Annotated in this window: 21 protein-coding genes; 18 read left to right on the forward strand and 3 right to left on the reverse strand. The window is 40.0% G+C overall.

Translation table 11 applies throughout. The features are described 5' to 3' along the window. Window positions 1-339: 339 nt before the first annotated feature. From R2Q94_RS12985 to R2Q94_RS13005, 5 genes are all read left to right on the forward strand, one after another. Window positions 340-2553 carry a TonB-dependent receptor gene (locus R2Q94_RS12985; RefSeq protein ID WP_316821894.1) on the forward strand — a complete coding sequence of 738 codons (2214 nt, stop codon included), beginning with the start codon at window positions 340-342 and terminating at the stop codon, window positions 2551-2553. 24 nt (window positions 2554-2577) lie between these two features. Next, complete coding sequence (locus tag R2Q94_RS12990; RefSeq protein ID WP_316821895.1) at window positions 2578-3495, forward strand: DUF4625 domain-containing protein; 918 nt, start codon at window positions 2578-2580, stop codon at window positions 3493-3495. A gap of 1 nt (window position 3496) precedes the next feature. After that, window positions 3497-3973 (forward strand): DUF4625 domain-containing protein, encoded by a 477-nt coding sequence (locus R2Q94_RS12995; protein ID WP_316821896.1) that lies wholly within the window; start codon window positions 3497-3499, stop codon window positions 3971-3973. 358 nt (window positions 3974-4331) lie between these two features. Next, window positions 4332-5168 (forward strand): DUF6266 family protein, encoded by an 837-nt coding sequence (locus tag R2Q94_RS13000; protein WP_316821897.1) that lies wholly within the window; start codon window positions 4332-4334, stop codon window positions 5166-5168. A gap of 126 nt (window positions 5169-5294) precedes the next feature. After that, the gene (locus R2Q94_RS13005; protein ID WP_316821898.1) at window positions 5295-6170 is read left to right on the forward strand and encodes a hypothetical protein; all 876 of its coding nucleotides are present in this window, start codon (window positions 5295-5297) and stop codon (window positions 6168-6170) included. A gap of 92 nt (window positions 6171-6262) precedes the next feature. Here R2Q94_RS13005 and R2Q94_RS13010 read toward each other — a convergent pair whose 3' ends face one another. Further along, window positions 6263-7369, reverse strand: a complete 1107-nt coding sequence (locus tag R2Q94_RS13010) for a serine hydrolase domain-containing protein (RefSeq protein WP_316821899.1) — start codon at window positions 7367-7369, stop codon at window positions 6263-6265. A gap of 158 nt (window positions 7370-7527) precedes the next feature. Between R2Q94_RS13010 and R2Q94_RS13015 the strand changes: the two genes are divergently transcribed. From R2Q94_RS13015 to R2Q94_RS13025, 3 genes are all read left to right on the forward strand, one after another. Then, window positions 7528-8733 carry an acyltransferase gene (locus R2Q94_RS13015; protein ID WP_316821900.1) on the forward strand — a complete coding sequence of 402 codons (1206 nt, stop codon included), beginning with the start codon at window positions 7528-7530 and terminating at the stop codon, window positions 8731-8733. A gap of 26 nt (window positions 8734-8759) precedes the next feature. After that, on the forward strand, window positions 8760-9155 hold the full coding sequence (locus R2Q94_RS13020) for a rhodanese-like domain-containing protein (protein WP_316821901.1): 396 nt from the start codon (window positions 8760-8762) through the stop codon (window positions 9153-9155). Window positions 9156-9414: 259 nt separating this feature from the next. After that, window positions 9415-10950, forward strand: coding sequence for an alpha/beta hydrolase-fold protein (locus tag R2Q94_RS13025; RefSeq protein WP_316821902.1), 1536 nt, complete (start codon window positions 9415-9417; stop codon window positions 10948-10950). Between the two features lie 115 nt (window positions 10951-11065). Here R2Q94_RS13025 and R2Q94_RS13030 read toward each other — a convergent pair whose 3' ends face one another. After that, window positions 11066-11218, reverse strand: a complete 153-nt coding sequence (locus R2Q94_RS13030; RefSeq protein ID WP_316821903.1) for a hypothetical protein — start codon at window positions 11216-11218, stop codon at window positions 11066-11068. A gap of 376 nt (window positions 11219-11594) precedes the next feature. Here R2Q94_RS13030 and R2Q94_RS13035 point away from each other — a divergent pair, with 376 nt between their 5' ends. Then, window positions 11595-12614 (forward strand): NAD-dependent epimerase/dehydratase family protein, encoded by a 1020-nt coding sequence (locus R2Q94_RS13035; RefSeq protein ID WP_316821904.1) that lies wholly within the window; start codon window positions 11595-11597, stop codon window positions 12612-12614. 203 nt (window positions 12615-12817) lie between these two features. Here the strand turns inward: R2Q94_RS13035 and R2Q94_RS13040 are convergent, their stop codons facing one another. Continuing rightward, window positions 12818-14593, reverse strand: coding sequence for an FAD-dependent oxidoreductase (locus R2Q94_RS13040; RefSeq protein WP_316821905.1), 1776 nt, complete (start codon window positions 14591-14593; stop codon window positions 12818-12820). 353 nt (window positions 14594-14946) lie between these two features. Between R2Q94_RS13040 and R2Q94_RS13045 the strand changes: the two genes are divergently transcribed. The 9 genes from R2Q94_RS13045 to vgrG all read left to right on the forward strand — a co-directional run bounded on the left by R2Q94_RS13045 (window position 14947) and on the right by vgrG (window position 22654). Continuing rightward, entirely contained in the window at window positions 14947-15867 is a 921-nt protein-coding gene (locus R2Q94_RS13045) for a hypothetical protein (protein WP_316821906.1), read from the forward strand. Window positions 15868-16033: 166 nt separating this feature from the next. Beyond that, entirely contained in the window at window positions 16034-16603 is a 570-nt protein-coding gene (locus tag R2Q94_RS13050; RefSeq protein ID WP_316821907.1) for a DUF4255 domain-containing protein, read from the forward strand. Then, window positions 16600-17424 carry a hypothetical protein gene (locus R2Q94_RS13055; RefSeq protein ID WP_316821908.1) on the forward strand — a complete coding sequence of 275 codons (825 nt, stop codon included), beginning with the start codon at window positions 16600-16602 and terminating at the stop codon, window positions 17422-17424. Before R2Q94_RS13050 ends, R2Q94_RS13055 begins: the two co-directional genes overlap by 4 nt. A 25-nt stretch (window positions 17425-17449) precedes the next feature. After that, on the forward strand, window positions 17450-19033 hold the full coding sequence (locus R2Q94_RS13060) for a phage tail sheath family protein (RefSeq protein ID WP_316821909.1): 1584 nt from the start codon (window positions 17450-17452) through the stop codon (window positions 19031-19033). Between the two features lie 36 nt (window positions 19034-19069). Further along, complete coding sequence (locus R2Q94_RS13065) at window positions 19070-19534, forward strand: phage tail protein (RefSeq protein ID WP_316821910.1); 465 nt, start codon at window positions 19070-19072, stop codon at window positions 19532-19534. Next, the gene (locus R2Q94_RS13070; protein WP_316821911.1) at window positions 19524-19991 is read left to right on the forward strand and encodes a phage tail protein; all 468 of its coding nucleotides are present in this window, start codon (window positions 19524-19526) and stop codon (window positions 19989-19991) included. The genes R2Q94_RS13065 and R2Q94_RS13070 overlap by 11 nt, the downstream gene beginning before the upstream one ends. A 5-nt stretch (window positions 19992-19996) precedes the next feature. Continuing rightward, window positions 19997-20167 (forward strand): DUF5908 family protein, encoded by a 171-nt coding sequence (locus R2Q94_RS13075; RefSeq protein ID WP_316821912.1) that lies wholly within the window; start codon window positions 19997-19999, stop codon window positions 20165-20167. Window positions 20168-20177: 10 nt separating this feature from the next. Continuing rightward, a complete protein-coding gene (locus R2Q94_RS13080; RefSeq protein WP_316821913.1) occupies window positions 20178-20852 on the forward strand; it encodes a hypothetical protein in 675 nt (224 codons plus the stop codon). Then, the gene (vgrG, locus tag R2Q94_RS13085) at window positions 20852-22654 is read left to right on the forward strand and encodes a type VI secretion system tip protein VgrG (RefSeq protein WP_316821914.1); all 1803 of its coding nucleotides are present in this window, start codon (window positions 20852-20854) and stop codon (window positions 22652-22654) included. The genes R2Q94_RS13080 and vgrG overlap by 1 nt, the downstream gene beginning before the upstream one ends.

The following is a 22654-nucleotide window of genomic DNA, read 5'->3' on the forward strand; positions in this document are numbered from 1 at the left end:
TTCGGAAGGAGCAGGTACAGCTTTCAGACAAATGTTCGATCTGTGATTATTTCCATCATATCCAGGGCAAACAACTTTTTTCAGGAGCGCAATTGTGCTTACCGGCGATTTACCCAACAATAATTACAACTAGAAGGCAGCTAAATTCTGATAAATATAAAATCACAGTTCAGGGTTTTAGCAATAAAGGACCTCCCTATATCTCCTAATTTTCTGGCCGCTTTCCGGGCGGCCATTTTTTATCTGAATTTTTCTTAACCAGAAAGTCGAATGGATGCAGTCCGCTCATGGGCAGTTAATGCACATTCACGTTCTATAATTTCCAATATTTCCACTTGAATGAATAGAAGTTACAGGCTATTATTTTGCCTTTTAATTACCTGTTCCTCTGTTTTTGCACAGCAGCAGGTTCCAGTTACCGACAGTACCAAAACAAAAGCACAAAAACCAGCAGTCAACCAGCTCAAAGAAGTCCAGATTAATGACCGTCGGTTACAATTGCGCAAGGAAGAAGATGCCTTAAATGTAGAAATCCTGAGCAGTGATTTTATTCAGCGCAATCTGGGTGGAAGTTTAATGAAAACACTGGAGCGTCTGCCCGGAATTAAAACGATTGGCATTGGCTCCGGACAATCAAAGCCACTCATCCGTGGATTAGGCTTCAACCGGGTAGTGGTGGTGGATCAGGGCTTGAAACACGAGGGACAACAATGGGGGGCTGATCATGGTCTGGAACTGGATCAGTTCGCAGCTGGCGAAGTGGAATTGGTTAAAGGAGCAGCCTCTTTTATGTATGGTTCGGACGCGATTGCCGGGGTCATCAATGTAAAAGCACAACCCATACCACTGAAACATAGCTTTGGTGGATCGCTGAACTTATTAGGTAAAAGCAATAATCAGCAGTACGGAAGTTCTGTGAATCTCTACGCCCGTAAGGAAAACTGGTTTTTTGATTCCCGATTCACCTATCAGAATTATGGCGATTACCGGGTACCTGCCGACACGATTTATGTATACGATTATGCGGTTAAATTACACAATAGCCAATTGCGTAATACTGCCGGTCGGGAAAGCGCGCTTCATTTCAGCACTGGTTATGTTGGGGAGAAATTCAGGTCCCAGCTTTCTGTCAGCAATGTCTATAGCAAAAGTGGATTTTTCGCAAATGCACATGGTCTGGAACCCCGGAATGTAGATACAGAAATGCATGATGCTTCCAGCCGGGATATTTTAATGCCGAGTCAGGAGGTGAATCACCTTAAGTTGATCAACAGAACAGAATACCGGAGCAATGCACACCATTTTGCAATGGACCTCGGTTATCAGCGTAACTTCCGACAAGAGTTTAGTTCCTATGTGAATCATGGTTATATGCCAGCTGTATATCCTGCAGATTTAACGCTTTCTCCAGATCTGGAGCGGGAATTTGATAAACAGGTCTATAGTTTCAGTTTAAGAGATCTGATGGAATTGGGCAAGCACCAGCTCAGTATAGGCCTTAATTCCGAATTTCAAAACAACCAGATTGATGGCTGGACCTTTTTAGTGCCTGCTTTTAAACAATTTACTGCTGGTGTTTTTGCCTATGATAAATATAAGATTAATGAAAATCTGCTTTTACACGGCGCATTAAGGTATGACTACGGCCATATCCGGATGTTTAAATATGCCGATTGGTTTGAATCCGGTACCGCTCAAAGCGAATTGAAAAAGCTGATTCGGGCAGATGATCTGAACAGGTCTTTTCATAGCCTCGTTTGGTCGGCTGGAATGAATTATAACTTGGAAAATTTCTCGATGAAGGCAAATATCGGTAAGAGTTTCAGAATGCCAATCGCAAAAGAGCTTGGGGCAAATGGGGTGAATTATCATTATTTCAGTTATGAGAAAGGTGATCCAACACTAAATCCGGAACAATCTTATCAGCTAGACTTAAGTCTGGGTTGGACAGCAGATCGCTGGTCTGTTTTAGTTAGTCCATTTTACAATTATTTTCCGAATTACATCTACTTAAATCCTACTCCCGACCACGATTATTTCTATGGTGCAGGGAATCAGATTTTTCAATATGCACAAAGTAAAGTAGTTCGTTATGGTGGAGAGCTGCAGCTAAAAGTAAAATGGCTAAAAAGCCTGAGCACAGAGTTTCTGGGGGAATATTTACATGCCCAACAACGCTCTGGAGAAAAGAAAGGCTATACCCTTCCATTTTCTCCACCTGCATCAGCCTTATTCAATTTAACCTGGTCGCCGGAACTTTCATCGCAGTTTCATAAGACGTATTTATCTGTTGATTACAGGATTACTGCAAAGCAAAACCATATTGTTCCTCCGGAAAAGAAAACACCAGGTTATGGATTGATTAACCTGCAATTGGGAACGGAAATCCTGATCAATAAAAGACCGCTACAAATTAGTTTGCAGGCGCAAAATCTGATGAACACCAGGTACCTGAACCATACCAGTTTTTACCGCCTGATTGGCCTGCCAGAAGCGGGGAGAAACCTTGTTCTTTCCCTGAAAATCCCTTTTCAAACCACATTAAATAAATAGAAACCCATATTAAACACAAATACAATGATAAAGACAAAACAATTGATGAGCGCAGTGCTGGTATTGTTTACCGCTTTTTCGGCCTGTAAAAAAGACGAACAGATAGAGCTGGCCCTTGCGACTGCCGAAAACATAGAGATTGGCACCTCGAACAACAAACAAGCCCTTAGAGGAAGAGATTTTCATTTCAACGCAGATGTGACCGCGGCTACGAAAATCAAGAGTGTACAGCTTCAGATCCTGCAAAAAACCGGGGAAACCTATACTGCAAAATGGAAACTGGAATTGAACTGGCCGGAATATGCAGGCACGAAAAACACGAATGTTCACAAGCATTTCACGATGCCAGCTGAAGCACCGGAAGGCCGGTATGATTTCCTTTTTATTGTACAGGATGAAAATGGAACCAGTCTGGAGGTCAGGGAAGAAATTAGCATTACCGACCCTTCAAATATGCCTGTCGACCCAAAAATAGGCCGGGATATGATCTCTCGTAATGAGACCATGATTTATTACATGGAAACTTATGTAGAGAAAGAATTGATCTTCAAAAAAGGGGATGAAATGACGGCCCATGCCCAGGTTTCTGAGATTAAAAGCGATGGAGTTTTGTACACTTTATTGATCAAAAAGTCAGCAAATTACTATCCAGAATCTATTGATAAGCTTGATTTCAGCAAAGTGATTGTGATTTCAAAAGTGGAACATAAAAACCTTCCTGCGGCTTCAAAAATCAGTACCCTGAAACAGGTAAACGGAGTTTATGGCGGAGAGAAAATTACCATTGGAGCAGATAAAGATGGCAACGAACCAATACCCAATGCCATTAATGGTCCAAAAGCATGGGAATCTGGAAAGTATAATCTGGTGATCCTTTATAAAAATACGAGTTACAACAGAAGCGTTTATAAGAACCTTCCCATCACCATAGATTATAAATAAAATGAAAAAACTGAATTTAATCCTAAGTGGGATGTTGCTTAGTTTTGTGCTGAGCAATTGCAGTAAAGATAAGGCAGAGCCTATCGATACCATTTATCCGGAGATCAATACCAATCTGGCGGATGCCTTTCCGAAGCAATGTAGCGTACTGAAAAGAGGAGAAAAGTTTTCTTTTAAAGCGCTGCTGAGCGACAATGTGCAATTGGGCTCATTAAGTGTCGACATACACCATAATTTTGACCACCATACCCATAGTACTGAGCTGGAGGAATGTGAGATGGAACCAGTAAAGAAAGCAGTAAAACCATTTTTGTTGATCAGGAATATCCCTATTCCATCCGGACTGAAAAGCCATCAGGTGAATGCTGAAATTGAAGTTCCTGAAGATATAGATCCCGGAGATTACCATTTTATGATCAGACTAACCGATAAGGAAGGCTGGCAGACCATCAAAGGATTGAGTATTAAAATCAAATAAGCGTTTAAAATAGCCTTTCATCTTTATGGAAGGCTATTTTGCTTTTCCTTCCCGCGAAGCTTCAAACCTTTTGGTATTCAACAGTTGCTCTCATAGCTAGTTTTAGTAGTCCAGCTTCACATGTCCTCCCGATAAAATATATATATAAAGAACAGAATTGAAATTTTTAATTAGAATTTTCGAGGAGGTTGCTAGGGCTATTGTTGTACAAATTGCCAAATCAACTTTGGTACAACTTATTGTAAATCAATTAAAATGTTACTTGAAAATAGGAGTTTGATATAGAGTAGGTATGGGTAATGTGTTGATTTAATGTTATCTTGCTCTACGTCAATATAGACGAATTAACCTCTCAATTATGGCAAAATGCACAATAGGCCCTTATGGGCATCCTTCCGGGAAAATAGGAAACGTAGTTTTCTATATGTTAAATGGACAGCCGGTTTGTCGTCTTATCGGTCGACCAGGAAAACCAAGTTTAAAACAAAAAGGAAACCGTCAGGCCATGTCTGTGACTATGGATCTGGTAAGCTCATTGACTGATTTTATCAATGTCAGCTTTAAACTGGAGGCCGAAGGCACCGTTAGAAATCCACATAATCTGGCTACTTCCTATAATAAGAAACAGGCTTTAACAGGTGAATATCCCAATATCAAAGTAGATTACACCAAAGTCATCCTTAGTAATGGAGATCTGGAAATGGCAGAGGATTTGAGAATCAGAAAAGGAACAGCTGGGATCAATATCAGGTGGAATTCCAGTGCCTTACGCAATGGAGCTGCGGATGACATCCTGATGGTGGCGGTAAGTCATCCCACAAAGAAGCGGGCAACCAGCTTTCTGAATGCCGCGAGAAGGAGCGATGGGGGCTGTTTTATCCCATTGAACGAAGAATGGATGTTACAAGCCCAAATGGAGGTTTATGTATGCTTTAAATCGGCCAATGAAAAAATGATCTCTGATAGCGCCTATGCAGGCAACCTGAATGGGCAGCCAGAAACTGCGGGAGACATTGCGGCAAAGACAAAGTACAATGCTCTAAAAGCGCGTTTTGACTTGGTTGAGGCAGATTATTTAAAAAAAAGAACTGAAATTGAGGATGGCGTTCTTGGTGCCAAGGCCTTCAGAACGCTGGCTACAGAGTATCATGCATTAAAAATGAAGCTGGAAAACCTGCCCGGAAAACCTTCATGATGCCTGAAATAGAGCTATAAGTATTAATACCTGATTTTTTAAAACGGAGGTATTTACCTGTAAAAATCCGCGATTTATAGAATAATTTTAGGTCAATCAACCTTTTGTTCTAATAAATCTAAAAAAATGAAAACAATCACTTCAGCGATCTATGGAGGAGGTTCCATGTACGCTAACGAGAGCTCATTATTTGCCCTTAATCAATCCGGTTTTTCCACGATCATTTGTTGGTCGGTGCATGTAAGTGCAACCGGAGATTTGGCCTATAACAACATTCAACTTTGCAGCAATGGCAATTACATCGCAGATCCCAATTGGCCAGCTCAGTTGGAAGCGGTAAAAACCGGTGGTTCCGTAAATCGGATTCTTTTCTCTGTTGGTTCTGGTGGGGTTTCAGATTATACCCACATTATGCAACTCATCAATGAATATGGTACCGGGCCTGAAACCAATCTTTACAAAAATTTCCAGGCTTTGTTAACAGCCATTCCTGTAATTGATGGAATTGATCTTGATGATGAAGACAATCTGGACCAGAGCACCATTGTGAGATTTTCAGAGATGATTGCTGACATTGGGTATAAAGAAGTTACTTTTTGCCCTTATTGGAATAGTGACTTATGGAACAAATGTTTAGTTGAGCTGAACACCAGTAATCCTGGTTTGGTGACCGCTTATAATTTGCAATGCTATTCTGGTGGATCTGGAAATCTATACAGTGTGCCTGAATGGATTGCTTCAGTAAAACAGGTAAAGGGGTCGGATTTTGACGCTGCTGCATTTATCAATCCTGGACTTTGGTGTCAGAATGGTAATGGATGTTCCAGCGGAATGAGTCCGGATAAAATACAATCTTACTTCCAGGGATGGGCACCAGATGGGGTTGCCGGTGGATTTATCTGGTTATATGATGATGTAGTGAAATGTGGCAATGATCCATCCGCATATGCCTCGGCAATAAATAATGGCCTTTATGCTGACATCCCACAGGTACAACCTTAGATTTAAAATGATCCTGCATTTTAATCTTTTAAATAAGAAAAAGACTTCTGATTATTGTCTTTTTCTTATTTAGAGTTGACCTCTTTATTTTTCTAGTTTTTCTTGTTGGTTAAGTATTGAAGTGCTGCGGAAGCAATGTCTCTCGCGATTTGTGTGGGCGATTGGCAGTCACAGTTACTGAATCCGACCACATAAATGTCTTTTGAAGGGAGGTAAACCCCCATGGTTTTAAACCCAAAGATGCTGCCGCCATGTTCTCTGCTTGGCGTTCCATGGATAGATTTAATGTGCCATCCGTAACCATAATCAAAGGCTTCTCCGTTGTTTAACCGGTATTTCTGAAAAGCTTTGTTCGTGTTTTTTGTACTGAGTAAGCGATGCTGATTTAACGCATTTTGCCATTTTAATAGGTCAGTTGTAGTTGACATCAGGGAGCCTGAAGAGAAAGGAATACTAAAACTGATTACTGTTTTGTTGACGTAGCCGGTTTCTTTTTTATGATATCCATAAGCTCTTTTATGAATAACTTTTCGATCACTGGCATAAGAAGATTGATTCATCCCAATTTTTTGGAAGATCTGTTGTTGTATAAAGTCCTCGTAAGATCCTCCGGAAACCAATTCTATTAGGTATCCTAATAAAACATAGCCGGAGTTATTGTATTCAAATTTTTCCCCGGGTAAAAAATCAGCTTTTTCATCTTTAAAGAAGTCTACCATCATTTTTGGTGTCATCTCTTTTTGGGCAATCGTAGATAGGGATTTCATTTTGGTGAAATCTTTAATTCCAGAAGTATGGGTCAGCAAATGATGGATGGTTATTTTATCCCCTAAGGGGTAATCCGGGATGTATTTGGAGATAGGATCTCCAGTATTTAATTTTCCCTGCTCTTCCAGCATCAGCACAGCCACAGCAGTAAACTGCTTGGTCATAGAGCCCAATTGAAATATATTTTCAGGACTGAGGTCCAGCTCTAATTCCAGATTCGCTTTACCAAAAGCTTTTTGATATACAATTTTCCCATTCTGAGCAACCATAAATACGGCGCCAGGGCCATTTCTATCCTTAAATTCTGCGAGAATCAGGCTATCAATTTTGCTTTCAAGATTTTGTGCATTGGCAACCTGGAATGGATTAAAAAGGAAAATCAATAAGAATAGTAACAGGTATTTAGTCATGGGTTTTGCTTCATTTTTCACATCAGACGCGGTTAAAACGGATCCGGTTACAGCTCCTGAATAAAAGTTTATTTTATAGTGTAAAAAAATATCGTAACTTCTACACTTGTTTTACCTGGTAAAAAAAGCATTGTATCAGCTATAATCAGCAATTTTTATCTAAAACCATCAGATCAAATATGAACCAGACCGCTATTCCAACTTTTACTACTGAGGAAACATTACCATTAAAGACAGAACCTATCAAGATTAACGCCCATAAAGTACCCTACCTCTCTTCTTTGACCGCCTTACGAGGAATAGCAGCATTGCTAGTTGCGGTGTTTCATTTTGAAATGGCTGTTGCGAGATTCGTTCCTGCGGCAAGCTCCATGTTTTTTGAAAAATGCTATTTAATGGTGGACTTGTTCTTTATCATGAGCGGTTTCATCATGATGCATGTGTACCGCGATCAGTTCAAGGACAGTATTCAGGTGGAACCTTTAAAAAACTTTTTTGTAGCACGATTTGCCAGGGTATACCCTTTACATATATTTTCCTTATTGCTGTTGGTCGTCATCGTCCGCTACCTTACAGATTGGGGGAATCCTCCAATTCTTCTGGAGCAGCCATCTGACATTTTACCGAATATATTTTTACTTCATTCTTTTGGACTAACCAACATCTATTCCTGGAATATTCCTTCCTGGAGCATCAGCGCTGAATGGGCAGCTTATCTGCTGTTTCCGGTAATTGCCTTGTGCATCAATAAAAAGAGAACCATTTCCGTGATTATATTTCTTGGGCTGATCGTCTTTGCATACTATGCGATCATGTATATGTTACCGAGAAAAAATCCCATTAATCCAGCAATACCGGTTCCTCATAACCTAAATACTACATTTGATTACGGTTACATTCGTGGAATCGCCGGTTTCACTGTAGGCGTTTTAGTTTATTTGTTATACGAGCTAAAAGCCTTCAGAAAGGCTTTTTCTTCAGACTTCGTTTCTCTGATTCTAATCCTTGGAATCGTTTTATGCTTGCACTTTGCACTAAATGACGGAATAACGGTATTGTTATTTGCAGCATTGGTACTTAGTTTTACGGCTAATCAAGGCAGTATCGCTAAGTTCTGTAACCTGAAATTTATGCAGTTTTTAGGGAATATCTCTTACTCCGTTTACCTTATGCAGATCTTTTTACAGGAACCATTTTCACATGGAGCCTATTTGCCAGGCACGGTAGGAGTCGGAAGGGGGAAGCAGAATATTGATCTTTTTCCTGGACTGATGTATTGCCTGGTGTATCTCGTTTTACTTATTTTGATCTCTTATGTCACATACAGATGGGTAGAAGGACCTAGCAGGAGATTTATAAACCGCATCTGGGGGAAAGTCAACTAACATTCATGAGCTTAAAATTATATTAGATGAACGAACAAATCAAATTCTATGAAAACAAATTGGCCTTTGAAATGGATCCTTCAGATCTTTTTGAGGCTTTAAATAATGGAGAAAAGGTGATTGCACTAGATGCAAGAAAGCCTTTTGGCTTTGATACCGAGCATATTCCTACCGCCATTAATATCCCTCATCGTGAAATGAATGAGGAGCGTACAAAACATCTGGATAAAGATTATACTTATGTAACTTATTGTGACGGGATCGGATGCAATGCCTCAACAAAAGGAGCTTTAAATATGTCCAAACTTGGTTTTAAAGTCAAAGAGCTGATCGGGGGACTAGAGTGGTGGAAGTTTGATGGCTTTGCCACAGAAGGAAGCAATGCAAGTCAGACCGGTGAAAAAATTCAATGTGCTTGTTAATTGCCTTAAGCCCATTTAGATATGGGTAAAAATACCTGTTTTTAACAAATGGGGATTTTTACCCATAAAAGCTCGCGAAAGACGAGCTGGATCAGCAACTGATTAAAATGAGTGCGACCTGGAATTCTCCGATATTGCAGAGTGAGTTAATCCAGACCAATCCATTGCTATTATCGTGAGCGATTCAATTGCCAATATGGTTGGCACCACCGTTTAATTTTTCTATTACTGAACCATAAACCCATAATATTCCTTTCCCATGAAAAATAGAATTTTCATTTTAATCCTCATTTTTGTCGCAATCATTTCTCAAAATCAATCTGCTCTGGCACAAGATACCCTGAGGCGTAGATTTGACATCGGAAAACTTGATTCTTTAAACTCAAGGATATTAAAACAAAAACGGTTGATCGAGATATTTGTTCCGGAAGGCTTTACACCAGGGAGTACAGATAAATATGATGTGCTTTATGTGCTGGATGGTGGAAATTGGAATACCGGATTAATTAACACCATTAATGGTTATTTACAGGCAGAGCATTATATGCCTTCAACCATAGTGGTAAGCATCATGGGGATTGATCGCAATAAAGACCTTACACCAACGCATGTGGAAAATCTCAAGACCTCTGGAGGAGCTGCGAATTTTCTGGCTTTTATCAAAGAGGAGCTAATTCCTTACATCAATCAAAAGTACCCTTCAAATGGTGATAATACGCTCTGGGGGCATTCTTTTGGAGGCTTATTTGTAATAAATGCGCTATTGAATGAACCAAATAGCTTTAAATCTTACATTGCTGTGGATCCAAGTTTATGGTGGGATAATGGCTACATACAGCGCATCTCAGCAGATAAACTGCCTGCTTTGAAGGATTCAAATGTGACTTTGTTTATGAGTGGAAGAGAAGGAAAGGACGGGGAGGGAATGAAGATTGATACCATGGATTTGATTCTTAAAAAACTTGCCCCTGAAGGACTGACCTGGAAAAGCATTCGATACCCGAATGAAACACATAGTTCAGTAAGATTGAAGAGTATTCATGATGGCCTGAAGTTTTCTTATGGCTGGCAGAGCAGTGGTGTTGAGTTTCATCCGATGAATGGGATGGTATTAAAAGACAAACCAGTTCCAGTTTGGTATTTTGCCGATACCACAAATGTTCGATATACCACAGACGGAACTATTCCTACATTTAAATCAGCGAAGATTAAGCCAGAACTGTATTTAACAGGTGGAACAACACTTAATGTAAAGCAGTTTACGAATCGGAGCCGTTATGATAAACTTGTTACAGGTTCCTTTGTGAGGGGAAAAACTCTAATTCCTGTTTCCAGGAAAAGTGATTGGCAGTCAGGCGGCTTTCATTATGATTATTATGAAGGAGAATTTAACGAAAATGATGATTTTAAAAATCGGCAGCCAAAACAATCAGGGACGACCAATGCTGATTTTGGTATAGATAAATTACCCGCTAAAAACAATTTTGCGGTAGTGATTAAAGGCTTTTTGGAATCAAGGGAGGAAGGATATTATGCCTTTGTACTCAATGCGAATAAGGATTCAAAATTATATCTAAATGACCAGCTACTGATCCATTGTGAAGATTCTAATACTAACAAAGAATCACCATACACTTATGTGTTACCCTTAATTAAGGGATTCTATAATTTCCGTTTGGAATATATCCAGAAAAATGAAGGGAATAAATTAAAACTACAATACCTAAGCCCAAATAGTTTTGCAAGTAAACAACCTGTTCCGATTCCTTTAATGCTTCAATATAGAAAGCCATAAGATTCAAGAGTGAAAACATCGCTGGAATGCGATCTTATTTGTTAAATGTTCAGGGGATTATTAAAACTCCATCGAGTGGCAAGCAGGCGATGGAGTTTTAATTTGCTGAGTACATTTAGAGGAATAAATAGAATAAGTTTTGCTTAATAATACTCAAGGTTAAAGCTGCCGCAGCGCCCAATATCCCAAACGCGATCAAAGCGATTGTTATGGTCAACTTCCTCCTGGCAAGCTCATTTAAATTAAGTTCTGATAGTCTCTTCATCATGAAAAAATTGTTTAGTCAAATTTGGTCACTAAAATATCTTTATATGCTACACTGTCGTGTAAAAGAGCAAATTTCACTGTAAACACATGGAAGGAATCTCCTTTCGTTGACGTCATTGAGCACTTGGTTAAAAATGATCTTTCCACCAATTGCAGCAAGTGAAAATTTAATCATTGACATCAGGGGGAATTATCGGGATACAGCCAGATATATACCTGGATAAGTACGTTAAAGACTGGTTGCAATATGCATTTGAGTTTCTGGAAGAATAAATGGACTATACTAAAGTGTAATTTTATGATCTGGAATTCCTAACAATTGTCAAGTGGATCAGGTAGCCTATTCATGAGCTTTGTGTCATTAATAAAAAAACATCATGACACAGAAAAAATTAGCATTGGTTTCAGGAGCAAATGGACATTTAGGAAATAATCTGGTTAGGTTTCTCCTGGAAAAAGGGATACCTGTCAGGGCTTCAGTTCGCAATATCAGGAATAAAGTACCTTTTGCAGGACTGGACTGCGAGGTAGTACAGGCAGACATCACAGATAAAACATCTTTTGTAAAAGCCTTACAAGGTGTAGATACTTTTTATGCCGTTGGGGCGTCCTTTAAAATTTGGGCTAAAGACCCCATAAAAGAGATTTATGATGTCAATGTTCAGGGAACAAGGAATACGATTGAAGCAGCAGCAGCAGCTGGTGTAAAGCGCATTGTTTATGTCAGTTCGATAGCAGCGTTGGACTATACAAATTTACCTACAAAGGAAAGTTATGGCTATAATCCTGACCGCAGAGACATGTATTACAATTCTAAGAACGATGGCGAACGCCTGGCTTTTCAACTGGCAAAAGACTTAGGAATCGAACTTGTGGTGGTGATGCCTTCTGCCATGATCGGTGGTGAAGCTTTATTACCTCTTAACGTATCGTTCGGAGTGCTTAAACTAATTCTTAATAAAGAAATTCCTGTTGATACGAAAATAACACTGAATTGGATCGATGTCAAAGATGTAGCCGAGGGTTGCTGGCTGGCTGCAGAAAAAGGAAGAAATGGGGAGCGTTATATCCTGGCAAATGAACAATGTATGACGATTACCGACACCACCAGGCTCGCTAAGGAATTATATCCTGAATTAGGTCTTCGAGTCCCCGGTGCTGTTCCAAAATTTTTGTTATTTGCTATTGCAGGAGGAATGGAATTTGCAGCCAAATTGAGGAATCAGCCGCCTAAAATTACAAGAACCAATATTGCTGTATTTTCTGGATTGCAACAGAATTTTGACATCAGCAAGGCCAGAAAAGAACTGGGTTTTAGTCCAAAAAAACCAGAAAAGGCCGTAAAAGAAGCTTTAGCCTATTTAATGGAGCATAAAGTATTACATTGCTTACCATGAAACCAGGTCTTTTGAATTGGCAAGTCTTTCTGGGGAGCAGCGATACTCAAAGCTGATTGAGAATTATCCTGGGATTTTGCACCATGTTCCTTTGACCTATATTGCTTCTTTTCTGGGGATGAAGCCGGAAAGTCTAAGCCGAATCAGGAGGAAGAAGTAGTTAATAACCCCTGCCTTGTGTTTGGCAGGGGTTATTTGTTTTGCTATATAATTGTTTTACGGCTACTCAAGACATTGTCCGGGTCCTTACTGTAGTTTTCTTTTATCTCCTTGAGGCGATCATAGCTGTCCTGAAAATAAACTTTAGTTGGGATGCTGTCATCTTTAAAGCTGATGAAAGCACCGTAAGTAGCAGGAATATCATAATCACGGCAAGCCTCTAACCAGTCGAGCGCCCGGTTTACATAAGGGTGTACCAGCGTATTATCTACACCATCATTGTTCCACCAAACCTGATATTGTATGGTATAATTACATCCTTTGTATGGGAAGGAGCTGCCCTGCGGAAAAGTATTTCCCTTGTAATCGTAATTTTTATAATATTCGCCGCTAATGGCACCAAGGGTAAAGTAAGTCACCAAACCTTGTTTTGCGCCTTCCGCGTATAAGAGATTAGATTCCATACTTTCAATCAGCTTTTTTCTGCGAAGTTCAGCCAGTGCCTTATCATTCGTTGTTGAGGCGAATCTAGATGTGATTTTATGTGGTGCTGGCAAGTCTATTTCAGGTGGAATGGCCTGAAAGTGATGTGGTAGGGCAGCGGTATGATAAATGCCTTCCAGGACTGGGTTTTTATGGTGATCAGTATCCCAATTTACAATTCTGTCCCATGCAGAAAAGCTACTCCATGATCTCTTGTTTTTATCAGGAACTGCCATCAGTTTCGTAGCCGCACCATCGGTGGTATTATTGGATAATGCAGCCTCTATGCTATCCTCAAAACAGATTTTATATTCTCCAAATTGTTTCTTCGGAAACCAATCTTTGATGATCATTTCTTCGATTTGTTTTTCGAAGGCTGCCTGGCTGTTGAATTGTTTTTTAGTACCCATGTAATAGCCATAGAAATAACAATCGTGCAGGGATTTCTCTACAGGAGTCTGAGCTTTTTCATCTTTAGGTTTGGCTACAATTTTGAGATTCGTTCCAAGGAGGTCTTTTTTGACATCATAGTTAATGAGTTCTTCCCAACGTTTCAAAATATCGATAGCAGGAGCAGTGACTTTGCTGAACTTTTGATCCCAGGCAATTGTAAATTTAGTGGTGTAATCAGGTAAGGTAAAAGTCTTATAGATGAGTTCAGTAACTATTCCATAGCTCATACCTCCGCCGCCACGCAATGCCCATAAGAGTTTGCGGTCTGCTTCATTCAGGTCTTTTACGGGTTTACCTTCGTAGACAGGGATCAGTTTATTGTCTATGATAGATTTGTAGGAGCCATCTCCTAATACAATAGTAACTCCGGCAAGGCTTTCACAGCCCATACCTTTCTGACGTGTCCAGGGACCCCAGCCTCCACCGAATGAATAGCCTGCGATGCGTACAGAAAAGCAGGTACCATGGGGTAATCCAACATTCTTTGCATTCATTTGTTTTATGAGGTCGATAAACCTGATTCCGGGTTGTATGATGGCATAATTCTTTTCTGCCCGGATGTCGACTGTTTTCATGCCCGAAAGGTCTATTAAAAGGGAATCTGTTGCCGAGCATTCACCTTCATGGTCATGACCACCGGAAAGCACTCTCAAGATTCCTTTGTAATTGTATTTTTTAATACACTGCATCACTGCTGATACCTGTTCGGTGTTTGTACAAAATACTATTGCCGTGGGTCTGAATTGGTAATAAATGTTGAAAATCTGCCTTTTCTCATTGTAGGTGAAATTTGTTTCTGGCGAGTCGTACAATATTTCAGGCATATTGTCTTGTGGGAGATATTTTTTCAATATCTCAACGATGTTTAGGAGCGTTACTTCCATGATGTAAGTTTAAAGAGGTTAATAATTATTAAAAATAGGGTAAAATATTTATAATTATCAAGGTGTTTATACTTGTTTTTCCAGGGGAATGGGCTGGTGATTGGTTTTGCCTTCTATTGGACGATACGTGCGCTGGTTATTTACTATCTGATTGGCAAGGATTAAGTCATTAGGTAAATATACCCATTTAAAAAAATAGGTATTAATACTTACTTTCTCCAATATTTCTTTATAGACATTTGATTATAACTAATAGTTTTAAAAATAGTTGAGGCAGCTGTTTGATTCTTATAAGTAGAATTATATAAACTAAATGTTGAAAAATGTTTTTTTTGTTTAAAAAAAAACGCCAGATGATGTTAATAGATAAGAACACACATAATATGTTAATACAGAAGCTAGTACTTGTAGGATACGATAATACCGCGAGTTTATTGGTGTTATTTGATAAATTGAAAGAAACCGGACCCTTTACTTATCATATCATTTCTGCTACAATGGCTTCTAGTTTAAAAAGTATGCTCAGTACATTGAAACCGGATCTGATCATTTTATCTTTTCGAAATAATCAATATGTACTTAACGAGCTCCGACTTTTAACTGTACAGCCAATAATTCCGATACTGTGTCTTACCAATCGATTTGAAAATGAAAGTCTGAATTGGCATCAAAACAATAGTGTTTTTACCTGCCAGTTGGAATATCTTCAACAGACTAACTACCTAAGTTCAAGGGTAAGCTCTATTTTATTGATGACAAAAGAACAGATAATCCCACAGCAGAGCATGGGCCTTGCCAATGCGGCCATTGCCACTGTCGGGACTGACCATACCAGAAATTTGAGCAGGTATGTGATGGAACTCGATCAGAAGGTAGAGGTACTTTTAAAAGTAAAAGAACGAATAGGGGAGCTGTATCCGAATGTAGACGATCGGACGAGGACTCAACTTATATCTATTGTTAACTCCATCAAAATATCAGCAAATGATCATAGGCTCTGGGATAATTTTAAACTATACTTTGAACAGATCAATCCAGGCTTTCTATTACAGTTAACGAGCAACTATCCTTCTTTAACTTCAACCGACCTCAAGTATTGTTGCTATCTTAAAATGAACATGAGTAATGACGATATCAAAAACCTGTTGGGAATTAACCAGGAGAGTGTACGAACCCATAAGTACAGGCTAAAAAAGAAGATGTCATTGAGCAGAGAACAAGATCTGCTGACTTATCTTAGAACGGTAGACCAGCATAAATTAGCACCGGTATAAGTCTACGATTTGTCTACGTCATTTCTTCCAGTTCAGGGTTGCTGTACATGAAAAGTGTATGCTGCAACTTCTTTTTTTAAAAAGCAACTGCCTAATTTTAGATAAGCTGTTCAACCGAGGTTGTCACCCTTAACTGAGCTGAAATATTCAGGCTAAAGTTTTAAATATGATAAACAAAGCATTGCAATTTACAAGTGATACACTCAATCAGTTTCTAAGAAACCGCTTTGGTTTGGATGAAACTAAGGTAGTGATGAACAAGCTGATTGACAGTAACGGGCAGGTTCCATCAATTAACCAGAATAAAGTAATTATTTCATTGATTAATTTAGAAAAGGAAACGACTAAAGCCTATCATATCAGAAATCATTCGCTAAGCAATGGGAGTTTTGTGAATGTCAATCCTGCTGAAAGGTTCAATCTGGATATTTTGCTAAGTGCTAATTTCGATGATTACAGTGAAACGCTTAAATTCCTGAATGCAGTGATTCTCTTTTTCCAACTCAATAACTCCTTATCTGTAAACACCTCTTCCTCTTTTCCGGCGGGGCTTGAGAAATTGGAATTTGATATTGAAAAACTCAGTTACCAGCAGATGAATAATCTTTGGTCGGCGATGGGAGCTAACTATCAACCATCTGTAATTTACAAAATGAGGCTATTAACGATTCAGGGCTTTGAGTCTGAAGGATATGTCGGCGCTATTTCTACAATAGATAATCAGGTCACACAATGATAGAAAAGTATCAACGTCTCTTTCAGTTGGATGTGTTTCATTCCTATTTTCAGAAAGGCATTTGCCGTTGCCTGGAGTTTAATGCAGAAGCTGCAACTGAGCAGTTAATGAAGAGATTTCGTTTCCTAATAAGAAAGCAGATTAATGGGATTGGCTTCTATGTTCAGGGGGGACAATTAACAGAAGCTTTGTTGAGCTATATTGAAAGTTCTACGGGACAGGATTCTTTTTGTTTTCAAATCAGAAGCAATAATCCTGACTTTAACTTTTTTACAGAACTACCGCCCAACTGGGTTGGGCAGCTCTTATACGACAGTAACAATAGTACGGTAGTCGATCAGCAGATATATCTGAATCAGCAACTGTCTGGAAACGCAGGGACATTATGCATGGGTAAAGTAACACTTCGTTTTGCTGATATATTGAAGTTCAGCGATCAAACTGGCTTTGCCAATTTTGAGATAAAATATATGGCAAGGGCTACCCAATGGCAATATTTTGTAATCAACAGGAGCTCAGTTTCTTACGATGGACTGAGCATTTCAGGAAAGGGAAATATTGATTTTGAAGGACCTGAGAATGTGCAGACTGCAGCTGGAGAGGCCGCAATTTTATTCTCATCAGGAAATAATTTTATTCCATTAAGCGAGGCAGGTATACACAGATTTGATTTAATGAACAGTCCGGTTTCTGGCGATGGTACGGGTTTATCGCCACAGATTATTATAAAAGGACTACCAACGCCGATTCCAGAATGGATAGGACAGGTAATGGATAAAACGAACGGCCACCTTTCTTCACCAATGTATGTTTATTTATAAACCAATAAAAGCTAAAAAATAAGTCATGATTGAATCCAACATTAAGTCACCCGGTGTTTACATCAACGAACAAAATGCCTTTCCCAATAGCGTAGTCTCTGTAGCTACTGCTGTTCCGGCATTTATAGGTTATACTCCCCAGGCGGAATACAATGGGAAATCGTATACGAATGTGGCACATAGAATCACTTCTTTTGCCGAATTCCAGTCAATTTATTGTTATCCAAATCCTGCCCCACCAGCTAGTCCGGCCATTCAGTACAGCCCGGAATATTATCTGGTGCAGCAGAAAGCTAAGCCAACGGACAACAGTTACATGATTATTAATGGGTCTTATTATTCCATTTTGCCGGATCCCAATACCATCTATTATATGTACAACAGTATTGAACTGTTTTATCAAAATGGAGGAGGAGAGGCTTATATTGTTTCGGTAGGGACATATGGGCCGGCATCTGCGCAGGCAATGGGTGTTGGAGAGCAGATCATTAATCTCAATGTAATGTTGACCCAGCTTACAGATGGTCTTGCCTTGTTGCTGAATGAACAGGAACCCACCATGTACATCTGCCCTGAAGCGACCTTACTTTCCCCTGCGGAGAATTCGACATTGATGACCACGATGTTGTTGCAAAGTCAGACTATGCAAACGGCGATCTGTGTATTTGATCTGATTGGTGGCCGGAATCCCAATCCATTAACCTATTCTGATGACATTGATGCTTTCAGGGAGTCCACTGGTCAGCAGGGATTGGATTATGGAACGGCTTATTACCCCTTTATAGGAACCACTATCATGGAGAGTACGGATATTAATTATACCAATCTTTTTGGTGGTGATGTAGACTTTTTAGATCCATTAATCAATCCACCATCTAATCCGAATCCAACAGCGGCTACGATCCTCCATAATATTAAAAATCCTCCAGGAGGTGTGCCTTTAACGGTGACACAATACAATAATTCCTTGATTAATGCGAGTGCCGTTTATGCAAGTATCCTGAAAAATGTGTTGGCAGAAGCCAATATTCTTCCGGCAAGTGCTGGTATGGCGGGTGTGATGACTACTGTAGACAATCAGGAAGGCGTATGGCAGGCACCTGCAAACACTTCTATTGTTGGCGCGGTATCTTTACCGATTAATTTATCAGAGAGTCAGCAGGGAAACCTCAACGTAGATCCCGTTTCTGGTAAATCTATTAATGCGATTCGGTTTTTTAATGGAATTGGTATCCTGGTATGGGGCGCAAGAACATTGGATGGTAATAGTCAGGACTGGAGGTATATTTCGGTGAGAAGAACGATGATCATGATAGAGCAATCTTGTAAACTAGCTTCACAATCTTATGTTTTTCAACCCAATGTAAAGAATACCTGGGAAGCAGTGAAGGCCATGATCAGCAGTTTTCTGAATACCATTTGGAAGGAAGGTGGGCTACAGGGTGCTTCCGCTGCAGATGCGTTTTCTGTACAATGTGGTTTGGGAACCACTATGACCTCTGATGATATCCTGAATGGCTTTATGAATGTAACGGTAAAAGTTGCCGTGGTTCGTCCGGCGGAGTTTATCGTGCTTACTTTCCAACAGGAAATGCCAGTTTCGAGTTAATAGATTTATTCATTATAATTTTTAAAACACAATATTATGGCAGATGATGGAAGCGCACAAGGCGCAACATGGCCTATGCCCAAATTTAGATTTGAGGTGGACCTTGGAACAGAATTAAAAGGCGTAGGATTTCAGGAGGTATCTGGAATGGATGTCGAGAATCAGGTGATAGAATACCGTAAAAGCAATAGTCCGCTTTTCTCTCCGGAGAAAATGCCTGGCTTGGTGAAATATGGTAATGTGACCATGAAACGTGGTATTTTTGTGAACGACAATGTCTTTTGGGACTGGCATGCTGAGATCAAGATGAACCTGATCAAAAGAAGAACGGTACTGATCAAATTACTGGATGAAAGTGGTAATGTCACCATGCAATGGCAGCTTGATAATGCATGGCCTACAAAAATTAGCAGTACTGATTTGAAATCTGAAGGAAATGAGGTCGCCATTGACACCCTCGAAATTGCGCATGAACAATTAACCATTACGAATGGCCAGTAATAATTATCCATTAGGATTTTACTTCATGCTCTCTTTAAAAGGGGAGGATGCCGCTTTTCAGGAGGTATCTGGAATTTCTAAAGAATTGGGTGTTGAAGAAGTGGTATGTGGTGGGGAGAACCGGTTTAAATACAGGCTCCCCAATACCTCCTCCAGTCAGAATCTGGTGCTTAAAAGAGCATTGGTTCCAGGAGGTTCCGCCCTTGTGGATTGGTGCATCACCTGTATGGATGGTGGACTTGGGCCGGCCATTCAGACGAATGATATTTCGGTGAGTCTTTTGGACGCCAGTGGTGATGTTTTAGTGATGTGGACTTTTCATAAAGCTTATCCCATTAAATATTCGGTATCAGATTTAAAATCACAGGAGAACACCATCGTCATCGAGTCTATGGAGTTGGCCTATACTTATTTCGAGATCTCAGAAAGTACTAATATTTCTAATTTATATGACTAAGGCTTATGGCTATTGAAATCAGAGAACTCATTATCAAAACAGAAATTTCCGTTCGTGATCGAAATTATGAATCTGGAATTAATGAAGAAGAACTCCGGCAGCTGAAGAAACAGGTACTGGAAGAATGTAAAAGATTTATTGCCGAACGGACAAAAAAAACTAGTTATAAACGATAAGTAAAAACATATGGGAAGCCTGGAACCAATGAAGATCACCGGTTACACGAATGAACAGTTTACCAAACGTTTTCCAGGAGCTCCGTACCTGATGATGCTCAATCCAGAGTCGATTAAATGGCAGCGGAGCATCGACTACAATCAGCAACAGGCACCGGATTCGAGTTCTCCTTCTCAGCGTTATAAAAGTACGCCAAGTGATAAGTTGAACTTTGATATCGTGATTGATTGTACCGGAATTGTAGATCCAAAGCGGATCAATATGGCCACAGAAATCAGCACTTTAGAGAACATTATTTTCACCTATAACGGGACCATCCATCGGCCTAATTTTGTTAAGGTGCAATGGGGTAAGGATTTGGTTTTTAATGGTGTGCTAACTTCTTTTGACATCTCCTATACTTTGTTCAGACCAGATGGGAGTCCTTTAAGGGCAAAGATCTCTCTGGGATTTGGGCAGTATATTGCTCCTCAAACTGTAAAGATACAAGACCAGGATGAATCCCCGGATATCAGTCACCTTGTGACGGTCGTAGAAGGGGTCAGTCTACCGGAATTGTGCGAGAAGATCTGGAATAAAGAAGCATATTATATCCAGGTTGCGCGTTACAATGACCTCAATAAGTTCAGGAACTTGAAGGGGGTTGAGAAACTGATTTTTCCCCCTATTATACCCACAACATAATGGCATCATCATCCACAAATATCCCTAATGGCAGTCTGGCCACATATTCCATAAAAGTAGCCGGGAGCACCATTCCCGATGAAGTGAGTATACTTTCTGTTCATATAGAGAAAAGCGTAAACCGCATCTCCTCGGCAAAGATCGTGATCCTGGATGGAGAGCCGAATACAGGTACATTTGAGGCCAGTTCTTCAGATATTTTTGTGCCGGGTAACCTGATTAGTATTGAAGCAGGTTATGATTCGGACAATGTGGTGATATTTAAAGGGATCATTACCAGACAATCTATTCACATCGACAATGTTATTGGCTCTGCATTAGAGGTAGAGTGCAGGGATGAAGCGATCAAAATGATTGTGGGTAGGAAGAGTCTGACTTTTGCACAAAAAAAGGATAGTGATGTCATCACTTCCATCATTAACAGTTATAACGGATTGTCTTCAGAAGTTACGGGCACCACTACGGTATGGCCGGAACAAGTGCAGTTTTATGTCACCGATTGGGATTTTATCCTTTCGCTTTCAGAAATGAACGGGCTGATTGTAACCACCCTCAACGGGAAGGTTTCTGTGTTCGAGCCTGGAGCGAATGCTGATCCTGTAATGAGCATTGGATATGGTAGCGGACTGATGGAGTTTAGGGCGGATATGAATGCGATAACTCAATTAGAAAGTGTGAAAGCCAGCTCCTGGGATTATAAAAACCAGGTGGTGGCAAGTGCTACGGCTCCAAATGATTATGCAGGTCCGGGAAATATTTCTTCGAAAACATTGTCTGAGGTGGTCGGTTTGAAGGAATACGACTTACAGACCACAGCACCTATTGAAACAGATGAGCTTTCCAATTGGGCAAAAGCACAAATGCTCAAAACTGAATATGCAAAGATACAGGGAGAAGCGAAATTCCAGGGTAACAATTTGGTCGATCCCGGTAAATATATTAACCTTAATGGATTGGGAGGACGGTTTAATGGCAATTACCTGATTTCTGGTGTGACACATGACTTGTCTGATGGAAACTGGATTACTGAGGTTTCTGTAGGACTTTCGCCAGTTTGGTTCATTGAAGAACCTGATGTGATGGCTCCTCCTGCTTCAGGAACGTTGCCCGGGGTACGTGGTTTATTCAATGGAACAGTTAAAAAGATGTATGATGATCCGGATTCGCAGTTCAGAATTTTGGTGGATGTACCCATGTTCGACCAGGGTGGTGAGGGGATTTGGGCAAGGCTTGCCAATTTTTATTCTACCAGTGGTGCAGGTGCATTTTTCCTGCCTGAAGTGGGAGATGAAGTCGTACTCGGATTTTTAAATGAAGACCCACGTAGTCCAGTCATCCTGGGTAGCATGTATAGCAATACAAAGATACAACCTTATCAAGGGCTAACCCCGAACGAAAAAAACACAATTAAAGCCATTGTCTCCAGGTCAAAGCTCAATATTGAATTTGATGATGAGAACAAAGTGCTGACCATCGCGACGCCAGATAAAAACACCATGATCTTTAGTGATAAGGATAAAATAATTACGATTAAAGATGAGCATTCGAACAGTATTGAAATGTCTTCTTCAGGGATTAGCATGAAGAGCTCCCAGAATATCAATATCCATGCAGATCAGAGAATTACCCTTAGTGGAACACAAGGCGTGGTGATTCAGGCTTCTGCAGGAGATGTGGCACTAACTGGAATCAATATTAAACAGGAAGCGGAAAGTCAATTTTCTGCGGAGGGATCGATGACTGTTCAGATTAAGAGTGGGATGGAGATGAGCCTGAAAAGTGCAATGATCATGATTAATTAA

This window comes from Pedobacter gandavensis (assembly GCF_032678465.1).
In the GTDB taxonomy this organism is placed as follows: domain Bacteria; phylum Bacteroidota; class Bacteroidia; order Sphingobacteriales; family Sphingobacteriaceae; genus Pedobacter; species Pedobacter gandavensis_B.

Excerpts from the sequence above, each read along its gene's own strand:
- R2Q94_RS13050 (WP_316821907.1), top strand. The coding sequence starts at position 16,034 with ATGATAAACAAAGCATTGCAATTTACAAGTGATACACTCAATCAGTTT.
- R2Q94_RS13055 (WP_316821908.1), top strand. The coding sequence starts at position 16,600 with ATGATAGAAAAGTATCAACGTCTCTTTCAGTTGGATGTGTTTCATTCC.
- R2Q94_RS13060 (WP_316821909.1), top strand. The coding sequence starts at position 17,450 with ATGATTGAATCCAACATTAAGTCACCCGGTGTTTACATCAACGAACAA.
- R2Q94_RS13075 (WP_316821912.1), top strand. The coding sequence starts at position 19,997 with ATGGCTATTGAAATCAGAGAACTCATTATCAAAACAGAAATTTCCGTT.
- R2Q94_RS12990 (WP_316821895.1), top strand. The coding sequence starts at position 2,578 with ATGATAAAGACAAAACAATTGATGAGCGCAGTGCTGGTATTGTTTACC.
- R2Q94_RS13000 (WP_316821897.1), top strand. The coding sequence starts at position 4,332 with ATGGCAAAATGCACAATAGGCCCTTATGGGCATCCTTCCGGGAAAATA.
- R2Q94_RS12995 (WP_316821896.1), top strand. The coding sequence starts at position 3,497 with ATGAAAAAACTGAATTTAATCCTAAGTGGGATGTTGCTTAGTTTTGTG.
- R2Q94_RS13020 (WP_316821901.1), top strand. The coding sequence starts at position 8,760 with ATGAACGAACAAATCAAATTCTATGAAAACAAATTGGCCTTTGAAATG.
- R2Q94_RS13035 (WP_316821904.1), top strand. The coding sequence starts at position 11,595 with ATGACACAGAAAAAATTAGCATTGGTTTCAGGAGCAAATGGACATTTA.
- R2Q94_RS13025 (WP_316821902.1), top strand. The coding sequence starts at position 9,415 with ATGAAAAATAGAATTTTCATTTTAATCCTCATTTTTGTCGCAATCATT.
- R2Q94_RS13005 (WP_316821898.1), top strand. The coding sequence starts at position 5,295 with ATGAAAACAATCACTTCAGCGATCTATGGAGGAGGTTCCATGTACGCT.
- R2Q94_RS13070 (WP_316821911.1), top strand. The coding sequence starts at position 19,524 with ATGGCCAGTAATAATTATCCATTAGGATTTTACTTCATGCTCTCTTTA.
- R2Q94_RS12985 (WP_316821894.1), top strand. The coding sequence starts at position 340 with ATGAATAGAAGTTACAGGCTATTATTTTGCCTTTTAATTACCTGTTCC.
- vgrG (WP_316821914.1), top strand. The coding sequence starts at position 20,852 with ATGGCATCATCATCCACAAATATCCCTAATGGCAGTCTGGCCACATAT.
- R2Q94_RS13045 (WP_316821906.1), top strand. The coding sequence starts at position 14,947 with ATGATGTTAATAGATAAGAACACACATAATATGTTAATACAGAAGCTA.
- R2Q94_RS13030 (WP_316821903.1), bottom strand. The coding sequence starts at position 11,218 with ATGATGAAGAGACTATCAGAACTTAATTTAAATGAGCTTGCCAGGAGG.
- R2Q94_RS13015 (WP_316821900.1), top strand. The coding sequence starts at position 7,528 with ATGAACCAGACCGCTATTCCAACTTTTACTACTGAGGAAACATTACCA.
- R2Q94_RS13040 (WP_316821905.1), bottom strand. The coding sequence starts at position 14,593 with ATGGAAGTAACGCTCCTAAACATCGTTGAGATATTGAAAAAATATCTC.
- R2Q94_RS13080 (WP_316821913.1), top strand. The coding sequence starts at position 20,178 with ATGGGAAGCCTGGAACCAATGAAGATCACCGGTTACACGAATGAACAG.
- R2Q94_RS13065 (WP_316821910.1), top strand. The coding sequence starts at position 19,070 with ATGGCAGATGATGGAAGCGCACAAGGCGCAACATGGCCTATGCCCAAA.